This window comes from Stenotrophomonas sp. Steno-C18 (assembly GCF_056393195.1).
The window spans coordinates 75,828-90,421 of sequence record NZ_JBWJOX010000011.1 but is presented as its reverse complement, the minus strand read 5'-3'; the positions used below and the strand labels follow the sequence as shown (position 1 = coordinate 90,421).

Here is a 14,594-nt window from a genome sequence, read left to right as displayed (position 1 = left end):
AGCCCGGAGCCATGTATGACCGTCGATAGCGAACGTGCAACACGCAAGAACACCGCCGGACGCGTCATCACCGACTGGCGCACGGAGGACCCTGCCTACTGGGAACGGAAAGGGCAGCGGGTGGCAACGCGCAACCTGGTCATCTCGATCCCTGCGCTGCTGCTGGCGTTCTCGGTCTGGGTGATGTTCTCCGCCGTCTCGATCAGCCTGCCGCGCATTGGCTTCGATTTCACCACCGACCAGTTGTTCTGGCTGGTGGCCTTGCCCAGCTTGTCCGGTGCGACGCTGCGCATCTTCTATTCGTTCGTCATCCCGATCTTCGGCGGCCGGCGCTGGACCGCGCTCTCCACTGCATCGTTGTTGCTGCCCACGCTGTGGCTGGGCTTCGCGGTGCAGAACCCGGCCACGCCGTTCTGGGTGTTCGTCTGCATCGCCATCCTGTGCGGCTTCGGCGGGGCCAACTTCTCCTCGTCGATGTCCAACATCTCCTTCTTTTACCCGAAGCAGCGACAGGGCATGGCGCTGGGCCTGAACGCCGGGCTGGGCAACGTCGGTGTGTCGGTCTCGCAGCTGGTCATCCCGCTGGTGATCACGGTCGGCGTGTTTGGTGCGCTCGGAGGAAAGCCGCAGCCGCTGGTTGATGGCAGCGGGCAGATGTTCCTGCAGAACGCCGGCTTCATCTGGGTGCCGGCGATCGCGATTGCCGCGGTGGCGGCCTGGTTCGGCATGAACGACCTGACCAGTGCGCGCTCGTCCTTCTCCGAGCAGGCGGTGATCTTCCGACGCAAGCACAACTGGTTGATGTGTTGGCTGTACATCGGCACGTTCGGTTCCTACATCGGCTTCTCGGCCGGGTTCCCGATGCTGGTCAAGAGCCAGTTCCCGGACGTCAACCCGATGACCTACGCCTTCATCGGACCGTTGCTCGGGGCGCTGATGCGCTCGGTCGGCGGCAGCATGGCTGACCGCTGGGGTGGCGCGCGCCTGACGTTCTGGGTGTTCGCGCTGATGATCGCGGCAGTGTTCGGTGTGCTGCAGTTCCTGCCAAACCACGGTGTGGGCGGCAGCTTCCCGGGATTCCTGGTGTCGTTCATGGCCCTGTTCGTGCTCAGCGGCATCGGCAACGGCACCACGTTCCGGATGATCCCGGTGATCTTCCGCACGCTGCACGAACGCCTGTCGGCCGGCGCCGATGCCGATGGAAAGAAGGCTGCCGCGCACCAGGCCAGCATCGAGTCCGCCGCGGTGGTGGGGTTCTCCGGGGCCATTGGCGCCTACGGTGGGTTCTTCATCCCGAAGAGTTACGGCTCGTCGATCACCCTGACCGGCGGTCCCGACATGGCGCTGTACGGATTCATTGCGTTCTACATCACCTGTCTGGCCGTTACCTGGTGGTGGTACTACCGGCGCGGGGCCGAGACCCCCTGCTGACAACGCAGTGCACCGCAGCCAGATCACACACATAGCCACGATGCAGAAGTCCGCGAAGGGAGATTCACCATGAGCTATTTCCTGGATCGCTTGCAGTTTTTCAAGCGTGACCCACAACCCTTTGCCGATGGCCACGGGTTCAGCAAGAGCGAGAGCCGTGACTGGGAGAACAGTTACCGCGCCCGCTGGCAGTACGACAAGATCGTGCGTTCCACCCACGGCGTGAACTGCACCGGCTCGTGCAGCTGGAAGATCTACGTCAAGAACGGGCTGGTCACCTGGGAAACCCAGCAGACCGATTACCCGCGCACGCGCCCGGACCTGCCCAACCACGAGCCGCGCGGGTGCCCGCGTGGTGCCAGCTACTCCTGGTACCTGTACAGTGCCAACCGCCTGAAGTACCCGCTGATCCGCGGCACGCTGCTGCGCATGTGGCGGCAGGCGCGCAAGACGATGTCGCCGGTGGAGGCATGGGCCAGCATCGTCGCCAGCCCGGAGAAGTCGCGCGAGTACAAGCGCCGGCGTGGCATGGGCGGCTTCGTGCGGCTGTCGTGGGATGAGGCCAACGAGATCATCGCCGCCTCCAACCTGCACACGGTGAAGGAGTACGGCCCGGATCGCGTGGTTGGCTTCTCGCCTATCCCGGCGATGTCGATGGTGTCCTATGCCGCCGGTGCCCGTTACCTGTCGTTGCTGGGTGGCGCCTGCCTGTCGTTCTACGACTGGTACTGCGACCTGCCGCCGGCGTCGCCGCAGATCTGGGGCGAGCAGACCGACGTGCCTGAGTCGGCCGACTGGTACAACAGCCGCTACATCATCGCCTGGGGTTCGAACGTGCCGCAGACGCGCACGCCCGATGCACATTTCTTCACCGAGGCACGCTACAACGGCACCAAGACCGTGGCGGTGTGCCCGGACTACTCCGAGCTGGCCAAGCTCACCGATCACTGGCTGCATCCCAAGCAGGGCACCGACGCGGCATTGGCGTTCGCCTTCGGCCACGTGATCCTGCGCGAGTTCCATGTCGACCGGCCTTCGCAGTACTTCCAGGACTACTGCCGGCAGTACTCGGACATGCCGATGCTGGTGCACATCGAGCAGCGCGCCGACGGCCGTCAGGTGCCAGGGCGCTTCCTGCGCGCCAGCGAACTGGGCGGGCTGGGGGAGACCAACAATCCGGAATGGAAGACGCTCGCCTTCGACGAGAACAGCGGTGACCTCACTGTTCCGAACGGCTCGATCGGGTTCCGCTGGGGCGAGAAGGGCAAGTGGAACATCGAGGAGAAGGCCAGTGATGGCCACCCGACACGCCTGCGCCTGAGCCTTGCAGACGCACATGAAGGCATCGAAGCAGTGAGCTTCCCGTACTTCGGTGGCGTGGAGAGTGACGGCTGGACCGCAGCGCCGTTCGAGGACGTGCTGGAACGGAACATCCCCGTGCGTCGCCTGCAGTTGGCCGATGGCAGCAGCGCCCTGGTGGCGACCGTCTACGACCTGCTGCTGGCCCAATACGGCGTGGATCGTGGCTTCGGCGGTGGCAATGTCGCGCGCAGTTTCGACGAGAACGTGCCGGGCACGCCGGCGTGGCAGGAGCGCATCACCGGTGTGCCCCGCGCCGAGGTAATCGAGATCGCCCGCGAGTTCGCACGCACCGCGGACAAGACGCATGGCCGCAGCATGATCATCGTCGGCGCCGGCATGAACCACTGGTTCCACAACGACATGAACTATCGCGGCCTGATCAACATGCTGGTCATGTGCGGCTGCGTGGGGCAGACCGGTGGCGGCTGGGCGCACTATGTGGGCCAGGAGAAGCTGCGTCCCCAGACCGGTTGGCAACCGCTGGCCTTCGGCCTGGACTGGAGCCGCCCGCCGCGGCAGATGAACGGTACCTCGTTCTTCTACTTCAATACCGGGCAATGGCGCTACGAGAAGCTGCAGGTGGACGAGCTGCTGTCGCCGCTGGCCGATGCCAGCAAGTACAGCGGCAGCCTGGCCGATCTCAACCTGCGCGCGGTGCGCATGGGCTGGCTGCCGTGCGCGCCGCAGCTTGATCGCAACCCGCTGGCGCTGGTGCGCGAGGCCGAGCAGGCCGGCGTCGCCCCGGCCGACTACGCGCTGGGCAAGTTCAAGGACGGTTCGCTGGACTTCGCCTTCGCCGACCCGGATGCCGCACAGAACCACCCGCGCATGATGTTCATCTGGCGCTCCAACCTGCTGGGCTCCTCGGGCAAGGGCCACGAGTACATGCTGCGCCACCTGCTCGGCACCCGCCATGGCCTGCAGGGCAAGGACCTGGGCGAGATGGGGGCGATCAAGCCGGAGGAAGTGAAATGGCGTGACGAGGCACCGGAGGGCAAGCTCGACCTGCTGGTCACGCTCGACTTCCGCATGTGCACCACCGCGCTTTACTCGGACATCGTGTTGCCCACCGCCACCTGGTACGAGAAGGACGACCTCAACACCTCGGACATGCACCCGTTCATCCATCCGCTGTCCAAGGCGGTGGACCCGGCCTGGGAATCGCGTAGCGACTGGGAGATCTTCAAGGGCGTGGCCCGATCGGTGAGCGAGATGGCGCCGGGCGTGCTCGGGGTGGAGAAGGACCTGGTGCTGGTCCCGACCCTGCATGACAGCCCGAATGAGCTGGGCATGCCATTCGGCGTCACCGACTGGAAGAAGGGTCAATGCGAGGCCGTCCCGGGCAAGACCATGCCGAACATGGCGGTGGTCGAGCGTGACTATCCCAACCTGTACCGCAAGTTCACCTCGCTGGGCCCCCTGCTGGACAAACTCGGCAACGGTGGCAAGGGCATGAGCTGGGATACAAGGCACGAGGTGGAATTCCTCGGCAAGCTCAACCACACCGTGCGCGACGCCGGCGTCAGCCAGGGCCGCCCGGCCATCGACACGGCCATCGACGCGGCCGAGGTGATCCTGCACCTGGCCCCGGAAACCAACGGCCATGTCGCGGTCAAGGCATGGGAGTCGCTGGGGACATTCACCGGCCGTGAGCACACCCATCTTGCGGTGGGCAAGGAGCACGAGGCGATCCGCTTCCGTGACATCCAGGCGCAGCCGCGCAAGATCATCTCCTCGCCGATCTGGTCCGGCCTGGAGGATGACAACGTCAGCTACAACGCCGGCTACACCAACGTGCACGAACTGATTCCATGGCGCACGCTCACCGGGCGCCAGCAGTTCTACCAGGACCACGAATGGATGATCGACTTCGGTGAGGCGCTGATGGGCTACCGCCCGCCGGTCAATACGCGCACGGTGGAACCGCTGCTCAACCAGCGCCCGAACGGCAACAAGGAGATCGTGCTGAACTGGATCACGCCGCACCAGAAGTGGGGCATCCACAGCACCTACAGCGACAACCTGATCATGCAGACGTTGTCACGCGGTGGCCCGATCGTATGGCTCAGCGAGGATGATGCGCGCAGCGCCGGCATCGAGGACAACGACTGGATCGAGTTGTTCAACGTCAATGGCGCCATCGCCGCCCGTGCGGTGGTCAGCCAGCGCGTGATGCCCGGCATGGCGATGATGTACCACGCGCAGGAACGCATCATCAACGTTCCCGGCTCGGAGATCACCGGCACCCGCGGAGGCATCCACAACTCGGTGACCCGCATCGTGCTCAAGCCCACCCACATGATCGGCGGCTACGCCCAGCTGGCGTGGGGGTTCAATTACTACGGCACGTGCGGCACCAACCGCGATGAGTTCGTGATCGTGCGCAAGATGGAAAAGGTCGATTGGCTGGACGGCGAAGACGCCGTGGTGTCAGCACGGGAGGTGGTGTGATGAAAGTACGTGCACAGATCGCGATGGTGCTGAACCTGGACAAGTGCATCGGCTGCCATACCTGCTCGATCACCTGCAAGAACGTATGGACCTCGCGCGAGGGCGTGGAGTACGTCTGGTTCAACAACGTGGAGACCAAGCCGGGCATCGGCTACCCGAAGGAATGGGAGAACCAGGACAAGTGGAACGGGGGGTGGGTACGCACGCGTGCCGGCAAACTGGTACCGCGCGCCGGCGGCCGCTGGCGGATGCTGGCCAAGATATTCTCCAACCCGGACCTGCCGCAGATTGACGATTACTACGAGCCGTTCGATTTCGACTACCAGCACCTGCATGACGCGCCGGAGGTCAAGCATCAGCCTACCGCGCGGCCGCGATCGCTGATCAGCGGGCAGCGCATGGAGAAGATCGAATGGGGCCCCAACTGGGAGGAAATCCTGGGGACGGAGTTCTCCAAGCGCGCCCGCGACTACAACTTCGACAAGGTGCAGAAGGAGATCTACGGCGCCTTCGAGAAGACCTTCATGATGTACCTGCCGCGCCTGTGCGAGCACTGCCTCAACCCGGCCTGTGTCTCGGCGTGCCCGTCCGGGGCGATCTACAAGCGCGAGGAGGACGGCATCGTGCTGATCGACCAGGACAAGTGCCGCGGTTGGCGCATGTGCGTGTCGGCCTGCCCGTACAAGAAGATCTACTACAACTGGAAGAGCGGCAAGTCGGAGAAGTGCATCTTCTGCTACCCGCGCATCGAGATGGGCGAGCCCACCGTGTGCTCGGAGACCTGCGTGGGTCGCATCCGCTACCTGGGCGTGATGCTGTACGACGCCGACCGCATTGCCGAGGCCGCATCGGTGGCCGCCGAGAAGGACCTGTACCAGGCGCACCTGGATATATTCCTGGACCCGAACGATCCGGCCGTCATCGCGGCCGCGCGCAACGAGGGAATCCCCGACAACTGGCTGGAGGCCGCCCGGCAATCGCCGGTATACAAGCTGGCCATCGACTGGAAGCTGGCATTGCCGCTGCATCCGGAATACCGCACCTTGCCGATGGTGTGGTACGTGCCGCCGCTGTCCCCCATCCAGTCGGCCGCAGAGCGGGGACATGTGGGCATGAATGGTGAGTTGCCGGACGTTGCCTCGCTGCGGATCCCGGTCCGCTACCTGGCCAACATGCTCTCGGCCGGTGACGAAGCGCCGGTGGTGCGCGCCCTGGAGCGCCTGATGGCCATGCGGGCCTGGCGCAGGGCGATGAACGTGGATGGGGTGGAGGACCTGCGTGCGCTGGAGCAGACCGGCCTGACGGTCGCCCAGGCCGAGGACATGTACCGCTACCTGGCCATCGCCAACTATGAGGATCGCTTCGTGATTCCCAGTGGGCACCGCGAGTACGCCAACGACGCTTTTGGCGAGCGGGGCGGCTGTGGCTTCACGTTCGGAAACGGCTGCAACGGCGACAGCCCTGCCGACCTGTTCAGCCAACGCAAGAGCACCACCTATGAGGTGCACCCCAACCGCCAGCACCGCCATGAGGTGATCAAATGAGCCTGCTCAAGTTGATCGGGGTGTTGCTGGACTATCCGCGCGATGAGCTGTGGCAGCACGGGGAGGAGCTGCGCCAGGCCTGCGACGAACCCGCGCTGTCGCCGGCCCGCCGCGCGCAGTTGCGGGCGTTCGTGGACCAGCTGATGGGCAGCGACACACTGGATGCGCAGTCGGCGTGGCTGGCCACCTTCGACCGGGGCAGGGCGATGAGCCTGCTGTTGTTCGAGCACATCCATGGTGAATCCCGCGACCGCGGGCAGGCGATGGTGGACCTGGTGGATGCCTACCGCCGCAACGGCTTCGCGCTCAGCGCCAAGGAGCTGCCGGACTACCTGCCACTGCTGCTGGAATACCTCTCGCATCGCCCACAGGCCGAAGCCAAGGATTGGCTGCACCACATCGGCCACATCGCCGGCATGCTCGCCGCCCGCGCGGCCGAGCGCGAACTGCCGCATGCGGTGCTGCTGGAAATCCTGGTCGAGGCCGGCGAGGGCAGGGTGGACCTGGCCCTGCTGCGCCAGCGCGCCAGCGAGGAAGTGCGCGACGACACGGCCGAAGCCATGGATGCGCTCTGGGAGGAGGAAGCCGTGCGCTTCGGCAGCGAGGCCCCGTCCGAAGACTGCAAACCGCCACATCGTTCACCGGCACGCGCCGTGCACCGGGAGATCCAGCCATGATGAGCTACTACCTGCACCAGTTCGCCTTCCAGTACTACCCCTACATCGCCGTCGCGGTGTTGCTGATCGGCAGCTGGGCACGCTATGACAGGGCCATGTACACCTGGCGCACCGGTTCGAGCCAGTTGTTGTCCGACCGTGGCATGCGCATCGGCAGCAATTGTTTCCACATTGGCATCCTGGCCATCCTCGGCGGTCACCTGGTCGGCCTGCTGACCCCGCATGCGCTGTACGAGCACTTCATCACCTCCTCGCAGAAGCAGCTGTTGGCGATGGTGGTAGGCGGCTTCTTCGGTGCGCTGTGCTTCGTCGGCATCAGCATCCTGCTGGTGCGGCGCCTGACCAACGCGCGCGTGCGTGCCACCGGCAACATCGGTGACACCCTGGTGCTGGTGCTGCTGTTCGCGCAGCTGTGCCTGGGGCTGTACAGCATCAAGGCCTCGGCCGGGCACATGGATGGCGGCGTGATGGTGATGCTGGCCGAGTGGGCGCAGCACATCGTGACCTTCCGTGCCGGTGCTGCGGACTTCATCACCGACGTCAACTGGGTCTACAAGGCCCACATCTTCCTGGGCCTGACCCTGTTCCTGATCGCCCCGTTCACCCGGCTGGTGCATGTGTGGAGCATTCCTGTCAGCTACCTGTGGCGCCCGTACCAGGTGGTACGCCGCCGCCAGGCCACGCTGCGTTACGGGCCGAGGGAGTAAGCCATGGGCACGCTGCCGAAGATCCTGCCGATCACGATCATCGATTCGGCCCAGCCGGTGCCCGCCGAAGCGGGCCACCACCACGACGACACGGGACAAGGCCCACGCTCGCTGGGGCAGCCGGCGCCTTGCCACCTGTTCGTTGATGGCCTGGCCATCAGTGAAGCCGACATCGCCCGCGAGATGCAGTTCCACCGGGCCATGCGCCCGGAGCAGGCACGCGCCGACGCCGCCCGTGCGCTGGTGGTGCGTGAGTTGCTGCGGCGCGAGGCTCAGCGCCTCGGGCTGGAAGAGGGGCAGGGCGATGGCCACCCGGCCGACGAGGAATCACGCATCCAGCGCCTGATCGAACAGGTACTGGAGGATCGTGTTCCCAGCGAGGAAGATTGCCGGCGCTATTTCAGCCAGAACCCGGAGCGCTTCCGCTCGCCGGACCGCATCCGGGTTCGGCACATCCTGCTGGCGGCGCCGGCAGATGATGTCGCCGGGCGCTTCAAGGCACGTACCGAGGCCGAGAAAGTGATCGCCGAGTTGCGGGCACAACCGCATCTGTTCGCCGATCTGGCGGCCCGTCATTCGCAGTGCCCATCAAGCACCGAGGGCGGGGAGCTGGGCTGGCTGCAGCGTGGCCAGACTACCCCCGAGTTCGACCGCCAGGTATTCCGGCTGCGCCAGGGCCTTGCAGGGTTTCCGGTGGAGTCGCGATGGGGATACCACGTGGTGAACGTGGACGCGCACGAGGCCGGCGTGGCATTGGGCTTCGAGCAGGTGTTGCCGCAGATCCGCGATTACCTGGAGCTGCAGGTGCGCCAGCGTGATGTGCAGCAGTTCCTGCTGGAACTGCGCGAGCGCTACCCGGTCAGCGGGCTGGACGAAATCGAGGCCCAGGCCGAGTAAGTTGTTTTCCTGAAGGAGTGGCGATGAGCCAGAATCTGCAATCGGTCCCCCACGGCCAGCAGCAGCGTGCCCTGTGGTTGAGTACCTTCGCGTTCACCGTGTGTTTCGCGGTATGGATGATCTTCTCGATCATCGGCATCCAGATCAGCCAGCAGCTGGGGCTGAACGACACCCAGTTCGGCTTGTTGATCGCCACGCCGGTGCTGACCGGCTCGCTGAGCCGGGTGTTCCTCGGCATCTGGGCCGACCAGTTCGGTGGGCGCAAGGTGCTGGTGCTGGTGATGCTGTGTGGCGCGGTAGCGACCTGGATGCTCACCTATGCGCACACCTACCCGCAGTTCCTGTTCGCGGCGCTGTGCGTCGGCATCGCCGGCGGCAGCTTTTCGGTGGGCGTGGCCTATGTTTCCAAGTGGTTCCCGGCCAGCAAGCAGGGCACCGCGCTGGGCATCTTCGGTGCCGGCAACATCGGCTCGGCGGTCACCAAGCTGCTGGCGCCGATGGTGATGGTGGCCGCCGGCTGGACCATGGTGGCCAAGGTCTGGGCGGTCGGTCTGGCGGTGGCGGCGGTGCTGTTCTTCCTGTTCAGCAAGGAAGACCCGCAACTGGAGCAGCGCCGGCGCGATGGCGTCAAGCCGATGCCGTTCGCCGAGCAGATGGCACCGCTGAGGAACCTGCAGGTCTGGCGTTTCTCGCTGTATTACTTTTTCGTGTTTGGGGGCTTCGTGGCGTTGGCGTTGTGGCTACCGCACTACCTGGTGGGGGCCTATCGCATGGAGGTGGGAACTGCCGGCATGCTGGCGGCGTGCTATTCGATCCCGGCAAGCCTGTTCCGCGTGGTGGGGGGCTGGCTGTCCGACCGCATCGGCGCACGGCGGGTGATGTACTGGACGTTTGGCGTCTCGGCGTTGTGCACCTTCCTGCTGGCCTATCCGGACACGGTCTACGTGGTGAAGGGCATCCACGGCGAGCTGCGCTTCCACCTGGCCATCGGCGTGACCCTGTTCACCGTGCTGGTGTTCGTGCTGGGCTTCTTCATGTCGCTGGGCAAGGCGGCGGTCTACAAGCACATCCCGGTGTACTACCCGCAGCACGTGGGTGCGGTGGGTGGCGTGGTGGGCATGATCGGCGGGCTGGGGGGCTTCATCCTGCCCATCGTGTTCGGCGCCCTGAACGATGCCATCGGCATCTGGAGCAGCTGCTTCATGCTGTTGTTCGTGGTGGTCGCCGCCGCGCTTGCGTGGATGCACCATGCGATCCGCCGCATGGAACGCAGGAACTTCCCGCAGCTGGACACGCAGACCGATCTGCCCGAGGCGATCGAAGCCGCGCGGGTGGCTTCATCCTCGCGCGCTTGATCCAGATCAGGGAAATCCCCGGACAGGCACGCAAGGATGTACGCCACGTCATTCGAGGCCACCCATGGTGGAACGCACCCTGTCACTCAGCAGCGTGTTGCATCAGCCGGTCCATGTGCTGTATCCGTCGCCTGACCAGTTCAGCACCGGTTTTGGCGACGCCGGCTGGCGGACGGCGATCAGGGCCAGCAACGAACACCTGATCCCACGGGGGCTGACCCTGGCATTTCAGGCGCCCCGGCGGCAACCGGCCGGGGATGCGCAGGCATACATGCAGGCCATGCTGGCCAGCCTGAAGCTGCACCGCGCAGCGCTGGCCGAGGACCGGGAGGTGGTGGCGGTCGTCCTGCGACGCGGACTGGCGGAGTTGCTGACGTCGGCCTTGCTGGGCCACCTGCTGGACGCGGTGCCGCAGCAACTGCGGACCGTGGCGAGGCCGCAGGTCGAGGTACGGTTGGATGCCGGCAGCGGCATCGCGCCGGATGCGCTGCGCCAGGTTGGCTGCACCCGCCTGAACATCCTTGATAGCGCCGATGCGGACGGGCCGGCGTTGCTGCGTCGAGCCCAGCAGGCCCGCTTCACCGCCTGCTACTACCAGTTGTCGGTACCGTCGCAGGACGACCGGGCATTCCTGCCGCGCCTGCACGCAGTGCTGGCGTTGGCCCCCGAACGCATCCTGCTGCCATCCCCGCGTCATCTTCCTCCAGCTCCGGCGGTGGACGGCTGGTGGCGCGCCTGGCAGGACGTGTTGGCGGCCGGCTACCTGCCAATGGGCGCAGACCACTACCAGCGCGCGGACTGCGCGCATCCGGAGCGCCGCGGTGACGGGATCCGGCACTGCGACATGGCCGGGGTGCCGCGCCGCGATCGCAGCGATTTCATCGGCATCGGACTGGGCGCCTGCAGCCAGATCGGCGACGTGCTGTGCCGCCAGGAGCAAGACCTGGGGCGCTGGCTGGCCCGGTTGGCTTCCGGGCACCCGGGTATCGTGTCGGGGTTGATCCTCTCCGAGGACGAGCGACTGGCCGACGAGGCAGTACAGAGCATCGCCTGTGACCACGCGCTGGACGTGGCCGCCTTCGAGTGGCGCAACGGCCTGCGCGTGGGAGAGTGTTTCGGGGAGGCGCTCGCCAGCCTGTCACCTTTCGTCGAGCAGGGGTGGCTGCGACATGACGGACGCATGCTGCGCCTTCAACATGAAGGCCAACTGCTGTGGCGTATGATCGCCGCGTGCTTTCGCCCATCCGCCGAAACCACCTGAATGCGAAAGATGTCACCGATCCAGCCATCGCGCGGTGCAAGCGCCGCAAAGACGCCAAACCCGGCCGCCGCCAGTGACGGCGATGCCCTGCATTTCTGCAGCACCTGTGCGTTCTCCGATGCCTGCATGTCGCAAGGCTACGACAAGGCCGCGTTGTCCGAACTGCATGTCCTGGTCGATCACGTCGGCCCTTACCAGGCCGGTGATTACATCTTCCGCGCCGGCGAGCCCTTCGATTCGATCGCGGCCGTGCGTGCCGGCATGGTCAAGACCTTCGTCGATGACAGCCTGGGCAATGAGCAGGTGCTCGGCTTCAGCCTTCCCGGCGAGGTGATCGGGCTCAACGCCATCCATGGCTCGCGCTACCCATGCAACGCCGTGGCGCTGGATACCGTGCACCTGTGCCGCATCTCGTTTCCCAAGATCAGCTCGCTGGCCGCGCGCATGCCGGGGCTGCAGGCCAAGCTGTTCAGCCTGCTAAGCGCGGAAATCGGCAAGGCCGCGCTGTTGGCGGCCAATTACCGGACCGAGGAGCGCATGGCCGCGTTCCTGCTGGACACCTCGGCGCGCTATGCCCGTCGAGGCTTTTCCGCAACCCGGTTCAATCTCACGATGAGTCGCACCGAGATCGCCAACTACCTGCGCATGGCACCGGAGACCGCCAGCCGCGTGCTGCGGCGGCTCAGCGACGACGGCGTCATCGCGGTCAAACAACGCGAAATCATTTTGCTGCAGCCCGAACGTCTGGCACAAATGGCGGCAAGCGACGACTCCCCCACCTGATCCCTGACGGAACCGCACATGATCCGCACCTGGCTTGCCTGCCTGCTGTTGTTCACCAGCGCCACCGCGTCGGCCGAGGACCTGACCGTATCGGCGGCATCCAGCCTGACCGAGAGCTTCCGCGAGATCGCGGTGGCCTACGAGAAGGCCCACCCCGGCACCAGGGTGGACCTGAACTTCGCTGCCTCCGGCGTGTTGTTGCAGCAGATCGCACGTGGCGCGCCGGTGGATGTGTTCGCCTCGGCGGACCAGGCCACGATGGACCAGGCGGCGACCCAGGGGCTGCTAGAGCCGGGTACCCGCCAGGTGTTCGCGCACAACAGCCTGTGGGTGGTGGTGCCGCCGCAGGCCCGGCAGCGGCCCGCCAACCTGGCGGCGTTGGCGGGCGCCGGCTTCGAGCGCATCGCCATCGGCAATCCGGACAGCGTCCCGGTGGGACGCTACGCACGCGGCGCGCTGCAACAGGCCGGGCTGTGGTCGGTGCTGCAGGCCAAGGTGATCACCACCCAGAATGTGCGCCAGTCGCTGGACTACGTGGCGCGTGGGGAGGTTGACGCCGGCTTTGTGTACGCCACCGACGCGCAGGCGATGCCCGACCGGGTGCAACGCGCTTTCCAGGTGCCTGTCGATGGCGACATCAGCTATCCCCTGGCGCAGGTGAAGGGAAGCAGCAAGGCCGCGCAGGCCCAGCGCTTCATTGCCTACGTGCGTTCGGCGGCAGGGCAGGCGATCCTGCAGCGCCATGGCTTCGGCAGCCCTTGATCGATGGACCTGGACTGGAGCGCACTGTGGCTGTCACTGAAGGTGGCCGGATGGGCCACGGCGATCAACCTAGTCGTCGGCGTCGCATTGGGGGCCTTGCTGGCACGCCGGCGATTTCCCGGGCGTGAACTGCTGGACACGCTGCTGACGCTGCCGATGGTGCTGCCGCCCACGGTGCTCGGGTACTACCTGCTGGTGCTGGTGGGCCGGAACGGTCCCCTCGGCGCCTGGCTGCAGGAGGTATTCGGCATCAACCTGGTGTTCACCTGGCAGGGCGCGGTGATCGCCGCGGCCATCGCTTCGCTGCCACTGGTATTCAAACCTGCGCGGGCGGCGTTTGAGGGCGTCGACCCGCAACTGGAGCAGGCTGGTCGCACGCTGGGTGTTTCCGGGATTGCGTTGTTCCTGCGGGTGACGTTGCCATTGGCGTGGCGCGGCATCCTGGCCGGGCTGTTGCTGGCGTTCGCGCGTGCGATGGGCGAGTTCGGCGCGACCATCATGGTGGCCGGCAGCATCCCCGGCCGTACCCAGACGTTGTCCATCGCCATCTACGAAGCCGTACAGGCGGGCAATGACGGACGGGCCAATGCCTTGGTGCTGCTGACCTCGGTGGTCTGCATCGTGGTCCTGCTGCTTGCCGCACGCCTGGCGCGCGGCCGTCAGGGAGGGCTGCGTGATGTGGCTTGACCTGGATATCGGGCAGCGGTTTGGTTCGGGCACATCCGCGTTCGCATTGCAGGTGACGCTGCGTTGCTCCCAGCAGCGGGTGGTGCTGTTTGGCCCGTCCGGCGCTGGCAAGAGCCTCACGCTCAAGGCCGTGGCCGGCCTGTTGCGGCCGGAGCGGGGGCATGTGCGGGTGCACGGGAAGACATTGTTCGACGCCGCCGGTCACACGCATGTGCCGCCGCAACGGCGGGGGCTGGGCTATGTCTTTCAGGACTACGCGTTGTTCCCGCACCTGAGCGTGCGCCAGAACGTGGCCTTCGGCCTGCACGCGGGCTGGCTCAATCCACGCCGTGGCGCGCGCGATCCGAGGGTTGAACAGTGGCTGCAGGCGTTTCGCATCGATCATCTGGGCGACCAGTACCCGGACCAGATCTCGGGTGGGCAACGCCAGCGCACCGCGCTGGCGCGGGCCTTGGTCACTGGCCCGGGTGCACTGCTGCTCGACGAGCCGTTCGCCGCGTTGGATCACACCCTGCGCAGCCATCTGCGCCGGGAGCTGGAAGCGGTGCTGGACCGCACCGGCATTCCCGTGCTCCTGATCAGCCATGACCCGGAGGACATGGAGGTGTTCGGCCAGCAGGTCGTGCAGTTGTCCGAAGGCCGGGTGCTGGACTGAGCCGTGCAGGGCAGCATTGCGT

General features: G+C 65.9%; 12 protein-coding genes. All 12 read left to right on the top strand.

The features are described from left to right. Positions 1-15: 15 nt before the first annotated feature. The 12 genes from AC06FE_RS18115 to AC06FE_RS18060 all read left to right on the top strand — a co-directional run bounded on the left by AC06FE_RS18115 (position 16) and on the right by AC06FE_RS18060 (position 14,572). Complete coding sequence (locus AC06FE_RS18115) at positions 16-1,431, top strand: NarK family nitrate/nitrite MFS transporter (protein ID WP_478073843.1); 1,416 nt, start codon at positions 16-18, stop codon at positions 1,429-1,431. A 69-nt stretch (positions 1,432-1,500) separates the two neighbouring features. Then, a complete protein-coding gene (locus AC06FE_RS18110) occupies positions 1,501-5,244 on the top strand; it encodes a nitrate reductase subunit alpha (RefSeq protein ID WP_478073842.1) in 3,744 nt (1,247 codons plus the stop codon). Beyond that, positions 5,244-6,788 (top strand): nitrate reductase subunit beta, encoded by a 1,545-nt coding sequence (gene narH, locus AC06FE_RS18105; RefSeq protein WP_478073841.1) that lies wholly within the window; start codon positions 5,244-5,246, stop codon positions 6,786-6,788. The genes AC06FE_RS18110 and narH overlap by 1 nt, the downstream gene beginning before the upstream one ends. After that, complete coding sequence (gene narJ / locus AC06FE_RS18100) at positions 6,785-7,465, top strand: nitrate reductase molybdenum cofactor assembly chaperone (protein ID WP_478073840.1); 681 nt, start codon at positions 6,785-6,787, stop codon at positions 7,463-7,465. Before narH ends, narJ begins: the two co-directional genes overlap by 4 nt. Further along, a complete protein-coding gene (narI, locus tag AC06FE_RS18095; protein ID WP_478073865.1) occupies positions 7,465-8,172 on the top strand; it encodes a respiratory nitrate reductase subunit gamma in 708 nt (235 codons plus the stop codon). The genes narJ and narI overlap by 1 nt, the downstream gene beginning before the upstream one ends. Before the next feature lie 3 nt (positions 8,173-8,175). Further along, positions 8,176-9,069, top strand: a complete 894-nt coding sequence (locus tag AC06FE_RS18090) for a peptidylprolyl isomerase (RefSeq protein WP_478073839.1) — start codon at positions 8,176-8,178, stop codon at positions 9,067-9,069. 23 nt (positions 9,070-9,092) lie between these two features. Beyond that, a complete protein-coding gene (locus tag AC06FE_RS18085; RefSeq protein ID WP_478073838.1) occupies positions 9,093-10,424 on the top strand; it encodes an MFS transporter in 1,332 nt (443 codons plus the stop codon). Positions 10,425-10,488: 64 nt separating this feature from the next. Next, on the top strand, positions 10,489-11,685 hold the full coding sequence (locus AC06FE_RS18080; RefSeq protein ID WP_478073837.1) for an oxygen-independent coproporphyrinogen III oxidase: 1,197 nt from the start codon (positions 10,489-10,491) through the stop codon (positions 11,683-11,685). A 9-nt stretch (positions 11,686-11,694) separates the two neighbouring features. Continuing rightward, complete coding sequence (locus AC06FE_RS18075) at positions 11,695-12,468, top strand: helix-turn-helix domain-containing protein (protein WP_478073864.1); 774 nt, start codon at positions 11,695-11,697, stop codon at positions 12,466-12,468. 18 nt (positions 12,469-12,486) lie between these two features. Beyond that, positions 12,487-13,230 (top strand): molybdate ABC transporter substrate-binding protein, encoded by a 744-nt coding sequence (gene modA / locus AC06FE_RS18070; RefSeq protein WP_478073836.1) that lies wholly within the window; start codon positions 12,487-12,489, stop codon positions 13,228-13,230. Between the two features lie 3 nt (positions 13,231-13,233). Next, the gene (modB, locus tag AC06FE_RS18065; RefSeq protein ID WP_192285664.1) at positions 13,234-13,917 is read left to right on the top strand and encodes a molybdate ABC transporter permease subunit; all 684 of its coding nucleotides are present in this window, start codon (positions 13,234-13,236) and stop codon (positions 13,915-13,917) included. Then, complete coding sequence (locus AC06FE_RS18060; RefSeq protein ID WP_478073863.1) at positions 13,907-14,572, top strand: sulfate/molybdate ABC transporter ATP-binding protein; 666 nt, start codon at positions 13,907-13,909, stop codon at positions 14,570-14,572. Before modB ends, AC06FE_RS18060 begins: the two co-directional genes overlap by 11 nt. Positions 14,573-14,594 lie beyond the last annotated feature (22 nt).